Annotated in this window: 16 protein-coding genes and 1 tRNA gene; 8 read left to right on the forward strand and 9 right to left on the reverse strand. The window is 48.5% G+C overall.

Features of this window, described 5'->3' with window-relative positions:
- Window positions 1-147 precede the first annotated feature (147 nt).
- Window positions 148-813, reverse strand: a complete 666-nt coding sequence (locus V8Z93_RS05160) for a DUF4840 domain-containing protein (protein WP_439432590.1) — start codon at window positions 811-813, stop codon at window positions 148-150.
- Window positions 814-1,055: 242 nt separating this feature from the next.
- On the opposite strand from V8Z93_RS05160, the gene V8Z93_RS05165 reads away from it, so the two are divergent.
- Entirely contained in the window at window positions 1,056-1,889 is an 834-nt protein-coding gene (locus V8Z93_RS05165) for a DNA/RNA non-specific endonuclease (RefSeq protein WP_439432591.1), read from the forward strand.
- Window positions 1,890-1,997: 108 nt separating this feature from the next.
- On the opposite strand, the gene V8Z93_RS05170 is transcribed toward V8Z93_RS05165, so the two are convergent.
- From V8Z93_RS05170 to V8Z93_RS05180, 3 genes are all read right to left on the reverse strand, one after another.
- Window positions 1,998-2,070 (reverse strand) — tRNA-Lys (locus V8Z93_RS05170).
- Window positions 2,069-3,277 carry an AI-2E family transporter gene (locus tag V8Z93_RS05175; protein WP_439432592.1) on the reverse strand — a complete coding sequence of 403 codons (1,209 nt, stop codon included), beginning with the start codon at window positions 3,275-3,277 and terminating at the stop codon, window positions 2,069-2,071. The genes V8Z93_RS05170 and V8Z93_RS05175 overlap by 2 nt, the downstream gene beginning before the upstream one ends.
- 13 nt (window positions 3,278-3,290) lie before the next feature.
- The gene (locus V8Z93_RS05180) at window positions 3,291-3,872 is read right to left on the reverse strand and encodes a thymidine kinase (protein ID WP_203050115.1); all 582 of its coding nucleotides are present in this window, start codon (window positions 3,870-3,872) and stop codon (window positions 3,291-3,293) included.
- Between the two features lie 96 nt (window positions 3,873-3,968).
- Here V8Z93_RS05180 and rsmI point away from each other — a divergent pair, with 96 nt between their 5' ends.
- Together rsmI and V8Z93_RS05190 are read left to right on the forward strand one after the other, a co-directional pair.
- Window positions 3,969-4,712, forward strand: coding sequence for a 16S rRNA (cytidine(1402)-2'-O)-methyltransferase (rsmI, locus tag V8Z93_RS05185; RefSeq protein WP_203040925.1), 744 nt, complete (start codon window positions 3,969-3,971; stop codon window positions 4,710-4,712).
- A 62-nt stretch (window positions 4,713-4,774) separates the two neighbouring features.
- Window positions 4,775-5,623 carry a hypothetical protein gene (locus tag V8Z93_RS05190; RefSeq protein WP_203040926.1) on the forward strand — a complete coding sequence of 283 codons (849 nt, stop codon included), beginning with the start codon at window positions 4,775-4,777 and terminating at the stop codon, window positions 5,621-5,623.
- Window positions 5,624-5,667: 44 nt separating this feature from the next.
- Here the strand turns inward: V8Z93_RS05190 and V8Z93_RS05195 are convergent, their stop codons facing one another.
- The gene (locus tag V8Z93_RS05195; protein WP_439432593.1) at window positions 5,668-6,114 is read right to left on the reverse strand and encodes a nucleoside deaminase; all 447 of its coding nucleotides are present in this window, start codon (window positions 6,112-6,114) and stop codon (window positions 5,668-5,670) included.
- 154 nt (window positions 6,115-6,268) lie between these two features.
- Between V8Z93_RS05195 and V8Z93_RS05200 the strand changes: the two genes are divergently transcribed.
- The 3 genes from V8Z93_RS05200 (at window position 6,269) to pyrH (ending at window position 8,227) form a co-directional block, all read left to right on the forward strand.
- The gene (locus V8Z93_RS05200) at window positions 6,269-6,646 is read left to right on the forward strand and encodes a YraN family protein (protein WP_439432594.1); all 378 of its coding nucleotides are present in this window, start codon (window positions 6,269-6,271) and stop codon (window positions 6,644-6,646) included.
- A 64-nt stretch (window positions 6,647-6,710) separates the two neighbouring features.
- The gene (locus tag V8Z93_RS05205; RefSeq protein ID WP_439432595.1) at window positions 6,711-7,448 is read left to right on the forward strand and encodes a biotin--[acetyl-CoA-carboxylase] ligase; all 738 of its coding nucleotides are present in this window, start codon (window positions 6,711-6,713) and stop codon (window positions 7,446-7,448) included.
- Between the two features lie 68 nt (window positions 7,449-7,516).
- Entirely contained in the window at window positions 7,517-8,227 is a 711-nt protein-coding gene (gene pyrH / locus V8Z93_RS05210) for a UMP kinase (protein ID WP_203040930.1), read from the forward strand.
- An 89-nt stretch (window positions 8,228-8,316) separates the two neighbouring features.
- Here the strand turns inward: pyrH and pssA are convergent, their stop codons facing one another.
- Window positions 8,317-9,045 (reverse strand): CDP-diacylglycerol--serine O-phosphatidyltransferase, encoded by a 729-nt coding sequence (gene pssA / locus V8Z93_RS05215; RefSeq protein WP_203040931.1) that lies wholly within the window; start codon window positions 9,043-9,045, stop codon window positions 8,317-8,319.
- A gap of 4 nt (window positions 9,046-9,049) precedes the next feature.
- Entirely contained in the window at window positions 9,050-9,742 is a 693-nt protein-coding gene (locus V8Z93_RS05220) for a phosphatidylserine decarboxylase family protein (protein ID WP_203050108.1), read from the reverse strand.
- Between the two features lie 135 nt (window positions 9,743-9,877).
- On the opposite strand from V8Z93_RS05220, the gene dnaE reads away from it, so the two are divergent.
- Window positions 9,878-13,588: a DNA polymerase III subunit alpha gene (gene dnaE / locus V8Z93_RS05225; RefSeq protein WP_439432596.1), complete on the forward strand. Its 3,711-nt coding sequence runs from the start codon at window positions 9,878-9,880 to the stop codon at window positions 13,586-13,588.
- 25 nt (window positions 13,589-13,613) lie between these two features.
- The gene (gene trxA / locus V8Z93_RS05230; RefSeq protein WP_203040934.1) at window positions 13,614-13,928 is read left to right on the forward strand and encodes a thioredoxin; all 315 of its coding nucleotides are present in this window, start codon (window positions 13,614-13,616) and stop codon (window positions 13,926-13,928) included.
- An 88-nt stretch (window positions 13,929-14,016) separates the two neighbouring features.
- On the opposite strand, the gene tsaE is transcribed toward trxA, so the two are convergent.
- A complete protein-coding gene (gene tsaE, locus V8Z93_RS05235; protein WP_203040935.1) occupies window positions 14,017-14,427 on the reverse strand; it encodes a tRNA (adenosine(37)-N6)-threonylcarbamoyltransferase complex ATPase subunit type 1 TsaE in 411 nt (136 codons plus the stop codon).
- A gap of 45 nt (window positions 14,428-14,472) precedes the next feature.
- On the reverse strand, window positions 14,473-16,044 hold the full coding sequence (locus V8Z93_RS05240; protein WP_439432597.1) for a PglZ domain-containing protein: 1,572 nt from the start codon (window positions 16,042-16,044) through the stop codon (window positions 14,473-14,475).
- Window positions 16,045-16,184: the final 140 nt, after the last annotated feature.

Raw genomic sequence — 16,184 nt, forward strand, 5'->3', positions numbered from 1 at the left:
TTTTCTCACTGAGTGATAAATTCAGAGCATATATTTGTAAGTTGTTTTATTTAAGAGAGTATTAACTATATATTTCTTTTAGAGTATTCTGTATCTTGTGAGAGATGTCTCTCTCTTGGGATAGAGTTTTCGTTTTCTTGCTTGTCCTTATTTGCCTGTCTTCTTCCATGCATTGCGAACAGCGAAGGCAACTGTGCTATAGTTAGAATTGATAGAATTCTTGATATAGCCAGTCTGTGCACCATCCACCCAAATCTGATAGAGAGCGAACTGGAAGCCCAGCTTTCTTGGATCCTTGAGGGTGCAATAGCCGTAATAGTTCTGGTTAGGAATGAATACCAGCTGCACCTTGTGGCTCTTGTTGTCTGCGCCATAAGCCAAATTCAGCTCGATAACGTTAGGACATGCGATGTAATATGCCACTTCTGAAGTGCTGTTTGGCATCACGTTATACTTGCAGGTGATGGCTCTTGGAGCCTCCTTTGCGATGGCTTGAGACAATTCCTTATTAGAGATGTGCTCTGCGATTGCAGCAATAGGGAAGTTTGCGATGCTCATAGTGCTATCACCGGTCATGCTGATGCGTACAGATGAAGCCACAGAGTCGGTCTGGTTGTTGACATTGTCATCGTTCTTCTTTTCGAAGAGAACGACCATGTCGTTGTAAGAACCTACTGACATTGCCATTTGAAAATTACTCTGTGCATCCTTGCTCAATGGGCTGTAGCCGTTGTCGCTATCTGTGTTGCATGATGTGAAAGACAAGGCTGCCACGAAGGCTGCCAGAATAGAGAATAATGTAATCTTCTTCATTTTTTCTTGATGATATTTATTTTTTCTTTTATTTCTTCTTTGTCGAACAGGATTAAGCACGTTTTCCGCACTATTCCTAATTAATAAACTCCCGAATTGCCTAAAACTTGCATCTGTTTTTGTTAAAAGCAGTTAAAATACAGAAGAATATCTGCAAGATACAGCTTTTTTATCGGATAATCTTGGCAGAAATGGTAGAAAGCACTACTTTTGTGATGCTATTTAAAATATCAGATAGAGTTATGGAAAGAAAAAGTAGAAAAATCAAGATGTGGATGATGGCGGGATTCATCGCCTTGCTCTCATCCTTTATGTTGTCTTCGTATGAATTGCCGGTAGCTCAGGCGGATGCTCCGGGACTGGAGATTCCGGTGATTCAGAAGAAGGCTGCGAAAGGGAAAGCGGTGAATGGTAAGGCTGCGAATGTCACTGGTTCTGGAACCATCAAGCGTCGATTCGCTTATACCGTATCTTATAACCATGGTACCCGACAGCCGAACTGGGTGGCATGGACTTTGACCCGTGCCCATGCATCGGGAAAACTGAAGCGTGGCGATTTTGAGGATGATATGGATATGCCATCACCTAAGGGTACGAAGGCAGATTATTTCAACACGGGTTTCGACAGAGGCCACCTGTGTCCAGCAGGCGATAACAAGTGGAGCCAGAAGGCGATGGATGAATGTTTCCTGATGACCAACATGTGTCCGCAGACTCATGCCCTGAATGCGGGCGTATGGAACAGCATCGAGCAGCAGTGCCGCACTTGGGCTAAGAAGTATGGCAAGGTATATATCGTTTGCGGACCTATCTTTCTGAATAAGCAGCATCGCAAGTTGGGCAAGAACAAGGTGGTGGTGCCCGATGCCTTCTTCAAGGTGATTCTCCGCACTGGCAAGAATCCGCAGGCCATCGGCTTTATCTGCAGAAATCAATCAGCCAAGGGACTCCAGAAGAAGGACTTCGTCAACTCTATAGATGAGGTGGAGCGTATCACCGGCTACGATTTCTTCTCGAAACTTCCGGATAACGTAGAAAAGAAGATAGAGGCGAAAGCTGATTTATCCAATTGGTAAATAAAAGGTTTTATCCGCCGATGGCGGATAGAACTTAAATCGATATGTTGAAAGGAATAGAAACGAAAAAAGGACTCTCCCTAATGGAAAGTCCTTTTTCTGAGACTGTGACTCGCATGGGGCTCGAACCCATGACCCCAACATTAAAAGTGTTGTGCTCTACCAGCTGAGCTAGCGAGTCAATCTCCAACCTTTGATTTCAAAAGCGAGTGCAAAGGTACGACTATTTTTTGGAATAACCAAATATTTAGCCGTTTTTTTTGCTTATTTTCTTCAATTTTATCTGGAATCAGCGGTTTTTCAGCCATTTCTTCCTCATATTGCGGCTTTTCTCGCGTTACGTATCGCTGCCAGTAGGCAATGAGGAGCGTGGTGAGAGGAAGTGCTACAATCAGACCGATGAAGCCCAATAAGGCACCCCAAACGGAAAGACTCAAGAGCAGGATGGCTGGGTTCAACCCCATCGCCTTGCCCATAATCTTAGGCGTTACCACCATATCTGTGATTACCTGAACCACACAGAATACCAGGAATGCCAATCCGAAGACTACCCAGAAGTTCTGTCCTGTATCCGCCGCCTTCAGCATGGCGAGGAACGCCGTAGGGATGAGGGCGAAGGTATGAAGATAAGGTACCAGATTCATGATGCCAATCAGAATGCCCAAACCTATCGCCATCGGGAAACCGATGATGGTGAAGCCGATGCAGAACATGATGCCCATGCAGAGCGACACCATTCCCTGACCTCGGATATAGTTGTTCAGCTCCCTTTCCACATCTTTCATCAGTGCATGCCAGAACGGGCGGTTCTTCTTCGGGAAGATGCGCACCCAGTTGGCTGTCAGCGTCTCGTAATCGAGCAGGATGAAGAACATATATAATAAGGTAATCATCGAGGCAACGATACTCATGATAATGGTAGCCGTCTGACTCACCACCGAGAAAACCTTCGGCATCGTGGACTTAAGGGCATCGCTGAAGTCCTTGCTCTTCAGGAAATGCTCTATGGTGGACTGGTTGGCCTGCAGCCATTCCTTGATGAGAGCTGTCAGGTTGTTGGTGTGGGTAGTCTGGTGCACCCATTTGGTCAGGACGATTCCCAGCTTGTCAAACTGGTCAATCATTGGTGGGATAATGAGCCAGATAACTCCGCCCACGATGGCTATTGCAGCACCCATTGCCAGAAGAATGGAAAGGGCACGCACCTTGACATGGAGTTTATTCTCGATGAACTTCACGACGGGGTAGAGCAGGTAAGCGAAAAACCATGCTATAAAGAAAGGAAGCAGTACATCACTCAGATAATTGATGATGTATAGTACCGCTAATACGAGGACGACGATACCCGCCCAACGTATGAACTTATCGAATGTAATCTCCTTGCTCATATCTTCTCACTTCTTATAATTCATTATGGATAGCTTTCTGGTAGCAATCTCTGCAAAGTGGCTCATATTCGTCCTTCTCGCCGAGAAGCACACGCTTGTCGTTCTTCACCAGTCGGTGGCTTACGTATGCCAGGGCACCGCACTTCACGCAGATGGCATGCACCTTGGTCACCTCGTCGGCGATGGCACAGAGAGCCGGAATCGGACCGAAGGGAACTCCCTTGAAATCCATGTCGAGACCCGCCACGATGACGCGTACGCCACGGTTGGCGAGTTCGTTGCAGACCTCCACCAAGCCATTGTCCAGGAACTGGGCTTCGTCGATACCGACCACGTCGATGTCGGAAGCCAACAAGAGTATCGATCCCGAAGATTCAATAGGAGTCGACCGGATAGAGTTCTGGTCGTGGCTCACTACATTGTCTTCGGAGTAACGAGTGTCTATCGCCGGCTTGAAGATTTCCACCTTCTGTTTGGCGAAGCTAGCTCGCTTCATTCTTCGGATTAATTCTTCGGTTTTTCCGGAGAACATCGATCCGCACACCACTTCAATTCTGCCGGGACGGTGTGCCTCCCCATATAGTAATTCTGTCATTTCGGGGGCAAAATTACTAATAAGGTTTTAAAAAATGCAAAGATACGCAGTTTTTTTTTGCTATGAAAGATTAATTAACTACATTTGTACCCACTTATGGGCATATTATATATCGTACCTACTCCAGTGGGCAACATGGAGGACATGACAATGCGAGCCATCAGGGTTCTGAAAGAAGCTGATTTGGTGCTCGCGGAGGACACTCGCACATCGAGCGTCCTGCTCAAGCATTTCGATATCCGAAATCGCTTAGTGGCGCATCATAAGTTTAATGAGCATGGCACGTCGTCGGGCATCGTAGAGCGATTGAAGGCTGGCGAAACCATCGCATTAATTAGTGATGCGGGAACCCCAGGCATCAGCGATCCGGGTTTCTACCTGGCTCGCGAGGCGGCTAAGGCGGGCATCACCGTGCAGACCCTTCCGGGGCCTACGGCATGCATCCCTGCCATCGTGTCGTCGGGATTGCCTTGTGACAGATTCTGCTTCGAGGGATTCATTCCGCAGAAGAAGGGGCGACAGACCTATCTGGAGTCTCTGAAAGATGAGGTGCGCACCATGATTTTCTATGAGTCACCTTATCGGGTGGTGAAAACGCTGCAGCAGTTTGCCGAAGTGTTCGGCGAAGACCGTCAGGTGAGCTGCTGTAGGGAAATCTCGAAGCTGCACGAGGAGAGCGTTCGCGGAACGCTTGCCGAAGTGATTGCACATTTCGAGGAGACTGAGCCTAGGGGCGAGTTCGTTATCGTCCTGGCTGGCAAGGACCCGAAGCAACTGAAAGAAGAATTGAAAGAAAAGCGACGCGAAGAAAGAAAAAACAGAAAAAACAGAGAAGAATAAAATTTTCTGCTCTTTTCTTCGTTATGTTATTATTAATCATAAATTAATAAAAGGTAAAGATTATGAAAAAGCTATTAATGATGGCATGCCTTGCAGCCTTGGTATTAACTGGTTGTAAGGATGGTAAGACTACCGCAGGTATTGGTGCTGCTCAGAATGATTCTCTCAACAGTATCATTGCTCAGAAAGACAGCGAGTTGAACGACTTGATGGGTACTATCAACGAGATTGAGGATGGTCTCAACCAGATTAATGAGGCCGAGAATCGCGTTACCCTTCTGAAGAATGGTGAGGGCGCTAGCAAAAAGCAGAAGCTCACGGAGGATGTACAGTTCATCGCTACACGCATGAAGCAGAACAAGGAGCTGATTGCCAAGTTGCAGAAGCAGATGGCTAACAGCTCTATCAAGTCGGAGCAGCTCCAGAAGACTATCGCCAACCTCACTAAGCAGTTGGAGGAAAAGGAGAAGCAGCTTCAGGCTCTCCGTGAGGAATTGGACAGCAAGGATATCCACATCGCTGCGCTCGATGAGACTATCAATAACCTGAACACCAAGTCAAATCGCCTGGCTAGCGAAAGCAGCAAGAAGAGCGAGGTGATCAATGCTCAGGACAAGCAGATCAACACTGCATGGTATGTGTTCGGCACCAAGAAGGAGCTGAAAAACCAGCATATCCTGGAGGGTAACAAGGTGATGACCGGTAATTTCAACAAGAATTACTTCACCAAGATAGATATACGCGACCTCTCTGAGATCAAGCTCTACTCTAAGAATGTCAAGGTGCTCACCACTCATCCATCAAGCACCTATACATTGGTTCGTGATGCTAACAAGCAGTATACTCTTCGCATCACCAACCCTCAGATCTTCTGGAGCACCAGCAAGTATCTTGTTGTACTCGTGAAGTAGTGAACTCTTTTTAAGAGATGAATGAACTCTTTTAAAGAAATGAATTATCTCTTTCTCTGAAAGAAATCCTGCATGAGTGCGCGGCACTCATCTTCCAATACGCCCGATGTAACTGTTGTCTTAGGATGCAGTGCATCGGGCGCATATTTTGTATACCCCCGCTTCTCGTCGCTGGCACCATAAACTACCCGGCTTATCTGTGCCCATCCCAAGGCTCCGGCACACATCACGCAAGGTTCCACGGTGACATAGAGCGTGCAATCCTTCAGATACTTTCCGCCCAGCATGTTGGCACCAGAGGTGATAGCCTGCATTTCGGCATGGGCGGTTACATCGGTGAGCATCTCCGTGAGGTTGTGGGCACGTGAGATGATTCTGTCCTGACATACAATGACGGCTCCCACGGGAATCTCGTCTTCATCGAATGCTGCCTGTGCCTCCAGCAGGGCACGGCGCATGAATTCTTCGTCTTTCTTCTGATTGTCTACCATATTTCTATTCTTTATGATTTCTCTTTTCCTTTTTTGTGCAAAAATACATAAAAAACTTTGATGGGTGAAAGAAAAGTGTTATTTTTGCATGGTAATAGTGCCTTTTGGGCGGAAAATAATGTCGCCAGGGGGCTAAACTTAAGAAAAATAACCGATGGCAGAGCATAATGAATTGGGAAAATGGGGAGAAGATGAAGCGGTGCTTTATCTGGAAGACCAGGGGTACGTGATTGTCGACCGTGACTGGAAGATAGGGCGGCGTGACCTCGACATTCTTGCCTATACTCCCGATGGCAACACGCTGGTGGTTGTAGAGGTGAAGACCCGCACCAGCGAGGAATACCAGCAGCCCGAAGAGGCTGTTACCCGGGGCAAGATGAGGAATCTTGCCATTGCTGCCAATGCTTATGTCAAGGAATGCCAGGTGGACAAAGAACTGCGCTTTGATGTCATCTCCATCGTGGGGTGCGCTCATCAGGTGAAGAGTCTCCAGCATCTGAAGGATGCCTTCAATCCCATGCTGATACTTTAACTCCGATGCTGATACTTTACTTCGTTCTGCCGGCAAGTACCTATTATTATTTATTAATGTGAAAATGGAAACAAAGATGATACGAATGCAGGAAGCGGATTCCACGAATACCTTCCTGAAGGGAATGAAAAACTGCGATGATGATACGATTGTCGTTGCTGTGGCCGATTATCAGACGGCTGGTAGGGGACAGGGAACTCATACCTGGGAGAGTGAACCGGGCAAGAACCTCCTGTTCAGTATGCTGATGACTCCTACCTGGGTGCCTGTGCGCCAGCAGTTCCTGCTTTCAGAGGCCGGAGCCCTTGCCGTGAAGGAGGCACTGGATACCTATACCGACGGCATCACACTGAAATGGCCGAACGATGTGTATTGGAACGATAAGAAAATCAGTGGTACGCTGATAGAGACTTCCATCGACTCCAAGGGCATCAAGCGTTGCATCTTCGGCATCGGAGTCAACATCAACCAGATGGAGTTCCATAGCGATGCGCCTAATCCGGTATCCTTGGCTCAGATCCTGGGTCATGAGGTGGATAGGGATGAAGTGCTCCAGAAGATTATCGAGGCATTCAAGAAGTATTATGAACTGCTTCGTCGTGCCGACTACATGGATGTATCGGGCATCTACCATCTCTCACTCTATCGCCGCAAGGGCTTTCATCGCTATGAAGATGCCGATGGAGAGTTCGAGGGTGCCTTCGTAGAGGTGGAAGATGATGGTCATCTGATACTTCACGACAAGAAGGGAATGATTCGTTCGTATGCTGTCGGTGAAATTAGATTTTTAGTTAATAGTTAAAAGTTAATAGTTTATAGGGCGTAGCCTCCTGTTAACTATTAACTGTAAATTGTAAATTATAATACGTTATGGCAAAGTTTAAAAGAATTCTTTTGAAGTTGAGCGGTGAGAGCCTGATGGGCAAGCAGAGTTTCGGTATCGATCCTGAGCGCTTGAGTGATTATGCAAAGCAGATTAAGGAAGTTCACGAGATGGGCGTACAGATTGGTATCGTTATCGGTGGTGGCAACATCTTCCGTGGTCTGAGCGGAAGCCAGAAGGGTTTCGACCGTGTGAAGGGCGACCAGATGGGTATGTGTGCCACCGTTATCAACTCCCTCGCCTTGAGCAGCGCACTCGGTGCATTGGGCGTTAAGAACAAGGTGCTCACAGCTATCCGCATGGAACCTATCGGTGAGTTCTACACCAAGTGGAAGGCTATCGAGGCTATGGAGGATGGCTATATCTGCATCTTCTCTGCCGGTACAGGCAGTCCATACTTCACCACAGATACTGGTTCTTCGCTCCGTGGCATCGAAATCGAGGCAGACGTGATGCTCAAGGGTACTCGTGTGGATGGTATCTATACAGCCGACCCGGAGAAGGATCCTACTGCTACCAAGTTCAGCGACATCACTTACGATGAGATTTACACCAAGGGCTTGAAGGTGATGGACCTTACTGCTACTACCATGTGTAAGGAGAACAATCTTCCTATTTACGTATTCAACATGGATATCGTGGGCAACCTGAAGAAGGTGATGGAAGGTGAGGAGATTGGAACCCTTGTTCACAATTAAACAAAAAATCAGTAGAACTGATAGGATATAAAAAAGAAAGGCTTGCTACCCAACGGGAGCAAGCCTTTCTTGGCTTATTGCCATAAGCCTTATTTATTTCTCTTATACAATAACCAAGAGAGGAGGACATACATCAGGATGATAATCCACCAGCCTTCCAGGAAGCCTCTGATGCCTTCGGTAGCTACCGACAAGGCAAGAACTGCCACAGCAAAACCTACGAAACCATACTTCACCTCGTTGCCCTTAAACGACCACTGCTTGAACTTCAGCGCAAACAGCGGCAATTCGCATACCAGCAGGAAACTGGTGGCGAGAATCATTGCCAGGATGAGGAATACCGACCAGCTCTGGCTGGTAATCCAGCTAGGACTGCTCACTACCAGCGAACCCCAGAACAGGGCGTTGGCAGGCGTAGGCACACCGATGAAAGAGGTGGTCTGACGCTCATCCAGGTTGAACTTAGCCAATCTCAGCGCCGAGAAAGCGGCGATGATGAAGGCTGCGTAAGGCAACCATGGGCGCAATGGCTCCAGAAACTCAGGATACTCCATGACGAAGAGCTGAGAGAATACGATGGTGGCTGGAGCTACACCAAAGGTAACATCGTCGGCAAGCGAGTCGAGCTCCTTGCCTATAGGCGATGAAACATGCAGCAAGCGAGCGCTCATGCCATCGAAAAAGTCGAAAACTGCTCCGATGATAATCCACAACAAAGCCATTTCGGGATTACCGCCGAAGGCGAACGATGTAGCGATGCAGCCAGAGATGAGGTTGCAGCATGTAATCGTGTTTGGAATATGCTTCTTAATACTCATTTTTTTATTTCAATTTTGCTATAATTGTCTGGTCACCTGTGGTAGCCTGTCCCATCTTGACGCATACTTCTGTGCCGATAGGCAGATACACATCTACTCGGGAACCCAGCTTGATGAAGCCCAGGTGCTCGTCGATGTAGCACTCCTCGCCTTCCTTGGCGTAGGTAACGATGCGTCGGGCAACGGCACCAGCTATCTGTCGGCACAATACATCCACACCCTCAGGGGTCGTGATCATGATGTCGGCATGCTCATTCTCCTCGCTGGCCTTTGGCAGCCAAGCCTTCATGTACTTACCGTTCTCGTGCTTCACGAACTTCACCTTTCCATCCACCGGGAACCAGTTGGCATGAACATTCCAGAGGCTCATGAAGATGGAAATCATCAGGCGCCTGTCGTTGAAGTAAGGCGCATTGTCTACTTCTTCTATTACCACAATCTTACCGTCTGCAGGAGCCACAACGAGCTTCTCGGTATCCTCTACGTTCAGGTAGCGAATAGGGCAGCGGTAGAAATTGAGTACGATGCCATATACCACACCGAAGACAACAAGGAATGCCCAGAAGGGAATCTTGCTGTCGAAGGCATACCATAAAATGGCTGCGATGGCTACTAATGCTATACCGCCGTACACCAGCTGACCGGTGCCCTCGCGGTGCAATCTTATCTTTTTTAATTTCTTAATTTTCTGTCCCATGAGATAGGTTTATGTTTATATCGGTGCAAAGGTACGGCATTTTTATCACTTTTGCAAATTTTTCTCTCATTTCTTTTGGCAATATCAACTTTTAGCAGTAACTTTGTTGTCAAAATAGGAAATTTAAGGCAGAAAATGGAAGATTTTATACATTTACACGTCCATACACAGTATTCCATCCTCGATGGTCAATCCAAGATTCCGCATCTTGTTGACAAGGCTATCAAGGATGGAATGAAGGGTATGGCTGTAACCGATCATGGTGTGATGTTCGGCATCAAGGAACTCGTTGACTATTGTGGAAAAGTCAACAAAGACCGAAAGAAGGAAGGGCTGGAACCCTTCAAGCCTATCATCGGTTGTGAGATGTATGTGGCTAGAAGAACCAAGGGCGACCGTGAGAAGGACAAGGGCGATATGAGTGGTTACCACCTCATCGTGCTCGCCAAGAACTATAACGGATACAAGAACCTAATCAGACTGGTGAGTAATTCGTGGGTGGATGGTTACTACATGCGCCCTCGAACCGACCGTGCCGACCTGGAAAAGTATCATGAGGACCTGATTGTCTGCTCGGCATGTATTGCCGGCGAGGTGCCTGCCAAGATTCTGAAGGGCGACATCGCCGGGGCACGTGAAGCCTGCGAATGGTATCACAATCTCTTTGGCGATGACTATTACCTGGAGCTGCAGCGCCATAAGGTGCCAGATGACCCGAGTCTGCTTGCCAACCGTGAGGCTTACGAATTGCAGCAGAAGGCGAACAAGGTGCTCATCGAGTTTGCCAAGGAATACGGCATCAAGCTCGTCTGCACCAACGACTGCCACTTTGAGGATAAGGAGACTGCCGAGGCGCACGACCACCTGCTCTGCATTGCTACCGGCAAGGACCTGGACGATCCTAACCGTATGCGCTATTCCAAGCAGGAGTGGTTCAAGACCCGTCAGGAAATGAACGATGTGTTCTCTGATATCCCCGAGGCATTGTCCAATACCCTCGAAGTATTAGATAAGGTAGAAATCTATAGCATCGACCATGGACCTATCATGCCGTTCTTCCCCATTCCTGAAAGCTTCGGCACGGAGGAACAGTTGCGCCAGCGGGTGTCGGAGCAGGACCTCTACAAGGAGTTTACCAGTGATGAAAACGGAGAGAATCAGCTGCCACCCGAGGAAGGACAGAAGGTAATCGACCGACTGGGCGGTTACGACAAGATATACCGAATCAAGTTTGAGGCAGAATATCTGCGCCATCTTGCCTACGAGGGAGCCAAAAAGCTCTATGGCGACCCGCTGCCGGCAAACGTGGATGAGCACGTCAACTTCGAGCTCCATGTCATGAAGACCATGGGTTTCCCGGGCTACTTCCTCATCGTGTCAGACTTCATCAAGGCGGCTCGCGAAGAACTGGGCGTGATGGTAGGTCCGGGACGTGGTTCTGCGGCAGGTTCCGTAGTGGCGTACTGTCTGGGAATTACCAAGATAGACCCCCTGAAGTATGACCTGCTGTTTGAGCGTTTCCTGAACCCTGACCGTGTGAACCTTCCGGATATTGATACCGACTTCGATGATGATGGTCGAGGTAAGGTGCTGAGATGGGTGATGGATAAGTATGGTCACGAGAACTGTGCCCATATCATTACATACGGTTCGATGGCCACCAAGAACTCCATCAAGGACGTGGCCCGAGTGGAGAAGTTGCCATTGGACAAGGCGAATGCACTGTGCAAGGCGATACCCGACAGATTGCCAGATGGTGCGAAGATGAATCTTCCCAATGCCATCAAGTATACGCCAGAGTTGAAGGAGGCTGAGTACTCCAGCGACCCTCGTGAGAGCAATACCATCAAATATGCCAAGATGCTGGAGGGAACCATCCGAGGCACGGGTATCCATGCCTGCGGATTCATCATCTGTAGAGACCCTATCAGCAGCTGGGTACCTGTATCCACTGCCGATGACCCTGATTTTCCGGGACTGAAGACGGCGGTGACGCAATACGATGGTCACGTGATTGAATCCACGGGACTCATCAAGATGGACTTCCTGGGCTTGAAGACCCTCTCGGAGATGAAGGAGGCATGCAAGGTTATCAAGCAGACCACGGGCGACATCATTGACCTGGATACCATTCCTATCGACGATGAACTCACCTATCAGCTCTATCAGAAGGGACAGACCATTGGTACCTTCCAGTTTGAGTCGCCGGGTATGCAGAAGTATCTCCGCGAACTGAAGCCTACCGTGTTCGAAGACCTCATCGCCATGAATGCCCTCTATCGTCCGGGCCCTATGGATTACATCCCATCGTTCATCGCCCGTAAGAACGGTCAGGAACCTATCCAGTATGATATCCCATGCATGGAGAAATATCTGAAGGATACCTACGGCATCACGGTATACCAGGAGCAGGTGATGCTCCTCTCCCGACAGTTGGCTAACTTCACCCGAGGTGAGTCGGATGCCCTGCGTAAGGCGATGGGTAAGAAGAAGAAGGCCATCGTAGATGCGATGAAGCCTAAGTTCATCAAGCAGGGAACGGAGAACGGCCACGACCCAGCCGTGCTGGAGAAGATATGGGGCGATTGGGAGAAGTTTGCCTCCTACGCCTTCAACAAGTCGCACGCCACCTGCTATTCGTGGGTAGCTTACCAGACAGCCTATCTCAAGGCACACTATCCAGCCGAGTATATGGCGGCGTTGATGACCAGACGCTTTGCACAGATTGTGGAGATCACCAAGCTGATGGAGGAGTGCCAGTCGATGGGCATCAAGACCTTGGGACCTGATGTGAACGAGAGTTACCGTGCCTTCGGTGTGAACGAGCATGGCGAAATCCGTTTCGGTCTTTCAGCCATCAAGGGTATGGGAGCCCCGGCAGCCGATGCCATCGTGGCCGAGCGTCTGAAGAACGGACCTTATAAGACTATCTTCGATTTTGCCGAGCGAGTGGATTTCTCCTGTGTCAACCGCAAGGCATTCGAGACCTTGGCGCTGAGTGGTGGCTTCGACAGTTTCGGCATCCGTCGCGAGCAGTTCTTCGGCAAGAACAGCAAGGGTGATACCTTCCTCGATACCCTGGTGCGCTATGGTCAGCTTTATCAGCAGGAACAGCGCGAGGCAGCCACCTCACTCTTTGGAGGTGCGGAAGCCGTAGAGATTGCTACTCCGCCCATTCCTGAGGCTGAATCCTGGAGCACCATCGAAAGATTGAACAAGGAGCGTGAGCTGGTGGGCATCTATCTCTCGGCGCATCCTCTCGACGAATACGAGATTATCCTTCATAATATGTGCAACACCCATTGCAGTGAGTTGAGGGATAAGGTAGCACTCTCCAAGAAGGAAGATGTGGTATTCGGCGGCATCATCACCGAGGTAAAGTCAAAGTTCACCAAGACGGGCAAGCCATGCGGCTTCGTTACCATTGAGGATTTCGAGGGCTCGGGCGAGTTGGCGCTCTTTGGCGAGGATTGGGGTGCATGGCGAGGCATCATGATGGAAGGAAGTACCATCTACTGCACGGCAAAATGCGTGGCACGCTATGGCAATGCCAACTATCTGGACTTCAAACTGAGCACCGTGGAGTATCTGCAGACCGTGAAGGAGAATCGCCTGGAGCGTTTTACCATTGTTGTGGATAGCACTGAGGTAAACGAAGCCTTTGTGAACGACCTGAAGTCGGTGATAGAGAATGATGAAGGCAAGGCACAGCTCTTCCTGCAGATTCATGACCCTGAGAGCAATACCAATATCCTGATGCGTGCACAGGAGCGGACCGTGGGAGTGAGCAGAGAACTGATTCAGTTTGTCAACGATCATCCGAAGATGAGTTATCAAATCAATTAGTATTAATATATAAAAAGGTGTAAAAATGGAAGTAACAATTACAACCGAGAATTTCGAGAGTTACAAGAATGGCGAGTTGCCATTGGTAGTAGATTTGTGGGCTACCTGGTGTGGTCCTTGTCGCCAGATTGCTCCTATCGTGTCTGAGTTGGCAGAGGAGTTTGACGGCAAGTTGGTAGTTGGAAAGTGTGATGTAGAGGAGAACGACGACATCGCTATGGAGTTTGGCGTTCGCAACATCCCTACCATCCTGTTCTTCAAGGGTGGTCAGTTGGTTGACAAGTTTGTTGGTGCAGCTAACAAGTCAACTCTCAAGGAGAAGTTTGAGTCTCTTTTGTAAGACATGCGTCTCTTTTGATAAAATAAGAAAAAAGAGAAATGAAGAATGGGAATCAATCCATTTTCATTTCTCTTTATTATTTCTCTTTTTAGAATTCCACGCTTCTGGAACCATCTTCCTCCACGGTGATTGTCACCTTGGTGCAATCCTCTGGCAGTAGGTCTTCTATGAGTTCAGGCCACTCCAGGAAGCAGAGGTTGCCGCCATAGAAGTAATCCTCGTAGCCCATATCGTATACCTCGTCAATCTTCTTGATGCGGTAGAAATCGAAGTGGTAGATAGGGTCGCCATTGCCAGCTGTATATTCGTTGACAAGCGCGAAGGTTGGCGATGTAATCACGTCTTCCACGCCCAGTTCCTCGCAAATTGCTTTTACAAATGTCGTCTTTCCGGCACCCATCTTGCCATAGAAGGCAAAGACCTTGCCGTCGCCCATGTTCTCAAGGAATTCCTTGGCTGCTACATGGATGTTGTCTAATGAATCAATCTTAATCTTCATATTTTTACTTTGAACTTTATGATTACTATAAACTATCAACTATCACTAGTTTCTCTTTCTCGGTGTCAGGGTGATGAGCGGAATGAGCATTTCCTCCATCGAGATGCCACCATGCTGGAAGGTATCCTTGTAGTAGGATACGTAATAGTTGTAATTGTTCGGATAGGCGAAGAAGGCATCACCGTAGGCAAATACATACGCAGTGCTCAGGTTGGGCGCAGGTAGCTGGGCCTTGTGCGGCTCCTTGATGGTAAACACCTCCTTGGCGTTGTAAGCCAGGTTCTTGCCCAGTTTATAGCGCAGGTTGGTATTCGTGTTGCGGTCGCCGATAATCTTGATAGGCTTCGATGCACGGATACTGCCGTGGTCGGTGGTGATAACCACCTTGAAGTCGCTCTGTGCCAGTCGCTTGAAGAATTCGGCAAGCACCGAATGGCGCAGCCAGCTCTGCGTAATGCTGCGGTAGGCACTCTCGTTGTTGGCAAGCTCACGCACCATCTTCGATTCCGTCCGGGCATGCGACAGCATGTCGATGAAGTTGATAACGAGCACGTTCAGGTTGTTGTCCTTGCATTCGTTGTAGTGCTCCATAAACTTGTCGGCACCCGCCGAGTCGTTCACCTTGTGATAGCTGAAGCTGTATTTCTTTCTGAACCGGTCTATCTGGGTTTGAATCAGTGGCTTCTCGTTCAGGTTCTTGCCTTCCTCCTCGTCCTCATCCACCCAGAGTTCCGGAAACATTTCCGCTATCTTGTTCGGCATCAGTCCGCTGAAGATGGCGTTTCGGGCATATTGGGTGGCGGTAGGCAGGATGCTCATATACATATCTTCCTCTATCTCGAAGCTGTCGCCGATGTCCTTGGCGAGCATCTTCCACTGGTCGTAGCGGAAGTTGTCGATGACGATGAGGAATACTTTTTCGCCCTTGTCGAGCATCGGGAATATCTTGGTCTTGAAGATATCAGGACTCATCACCGGCTTGCCATCCACTGGCTTTCCTATATTCTTGGGGTCTACCCAGTTCAGATAGTTCTTGGCTATGTATTTGGCAAAGCCGATGTTGGCTTCCTCCTTCTGCATGGAGAGCATCTCGGTCATGTTGCTGTCGGTATCGCTCAGTTCCAGTTCCCATTTCACCAGTCTCTTGTATACCTCCATCCAGTCCTGGCAGTTGCGGCAATCCATCATCTGCATGGCTATTTGCTGATAGTCCTGCTGGTATCCGCTCTGTGTCACCTCGGTCACGATGTCCTTGCGGTGGATATTCTTCTTGAGCGACAGTAATATCTGGCTGGGGTTGACAGGCTTGATCAGATAGTCGGCTATCTTGGAACCGATGGCTTGGTCCATGATGTTCTCCTCCTCGCTTTTGGTGCACATCACTACGGGAGTGGCAGGCTGAATGTCCTTGATCTGCTGCAAGGTCTCCAGTCCGCTCAATCCGGGCATCATCTCGTCGAGTAGGATGAGGTCGAAGGTCTGCTGTCTGCATTGGTCGATGGCATCTGCACCATTGCTCACGGTAACTACCTCGTAACCCTTTTTCTCCAAGAAAATGATGTGAGCCTTGAGAAGTTCAATCTCATCATCCACCCATAATAATAATCCGTTGCTCATATTTTTTCTCCTTATATTTTTTCGGGGTGCTAAATTACAAAGAATTCTTGAATGCAGGAAGAATCTTGTCGTAAAGAATGTTAAGTGTTTTTTGTTTTTAAGTTCAGGACTTGATAACGTAAGTATTTTTAAGGAATCTT

Source organism: Segatella copri (assembly GCF_051861805.1).
GTDB classification, from domain to species: domain Bacteria; phylum Bacteroidota; class Bacteroidia; order Bacteroidales; family Bacteroidaceae; genus Prevotella; species Prevotella copri_M.

Bases quoted from the DNA above. Each gene is read 5' to 3' on its own strand.
- V8Z93_RS05195 (WP_439432593.1), bottom strand. From the start codon at position 6,114: ATGGTAGACAATCAGAAGAAAGACGAAGAATTCATGCGCCGTGCCCTG.
- trxA (WP_203040934.1), top strand. From the start codon at position 13,614: ATGGAAGTAACAATTACAACCGAGAATTTCGAGAGTTACAAGAATGGC.
- V8Z93_RS05190 (WP_203040926.1), top strand. From the start codon at position 4,775: ATGAAAAAGCTATTAATGATGGCATGCCTTGCAGCCTTGGTATTAACT.
- pyrH (WP_203040930.1), top strand. From the start codon at position 7,517: ATGGCAAAGTTTAAAAGAATTCTTTTGAAGTTGAGCGGTGAGAGCCTG.
- V8Z93_RS05180 (WP_203050115.1), bottom strand. From the start codon at position 3,872: ATGACAGAATTACTATATGGGGAGGCACACCGTCCCGGCAGAATTGAA.
- V8Z93_RS05240 (WP_439432597.1), bottom strand. From the start codon at position 16,044: ATGAGCAACGGATTATTATTATGGGTGGATGATGAGATTGAACTTCTC.
- pssA (WP_203040931.1), bottom strand. From the start codon at position 9,045: ATGAGTATTAAGAAGCATATTCCAAACACGATTACATGCTGCAACCTC.
- rsmI (WP_203040925.1), top strand. From the start codon at position 3,969: ATGGGCATATTATATATCGTACCTACTCCAGTGGGCAACATGGAGGAC.
- V8Z93_RS05160 (WP_439432590.1), bottom strand. From the start codon at position 813: ATGAAGAAGATTACATTATTCTCTATTCTGGCAGCCTTCGTGGCAGCC.
- V8Z93_RS05175 (WP_439432592.1), bottom strand. From the start codon at position 3,277: ATGAGCAAGGAGATTACATTCGATAAGTTCATACGTTGGGCGGGTATC.
- V8Z93_RS05165 (WP_439432591.1), top strand. From the start codon at position 1,056: ATGGAAAGAAAAAGTAGAAAAATCAAGATGTGGATGATGGCGGGATTC.
- V8Z93_RS05220 (WP_203050108.1), bottom strand. From the start codon at position 9,742: ATGGGACAGAAAATTAAGAAATTAAAAAAGATAAGATTGCACCGCGAG.
- V8Z93_RS05205 (WP_439432595.1), top strand. From the start codon at position 6,711: ATGGAAACAAAGATGATACGAATGCAGGAAGCGGATTCCACGAATACC.
- dnaE (WP_439432596.1), top strand. From the start codon at position 9,878: ATGGAAGATTTTATACATTTACACGTCCATACACAGTATTCCATCCTC.
- V8Z93_RS05200 (WP_439432594.1), top strand. From the start codon at position 6,269: ATGGCAGAGCATAATGAATTGGGAAAATGGGGAGAAGATGAAGCGGTG.
- tsaE (WP_203040935.1), bottom strand. From the start codon at position 14,427: ATGAAGATTAAGATTGATTCATTAGACAACATCCATGTAGCAGCCAAG.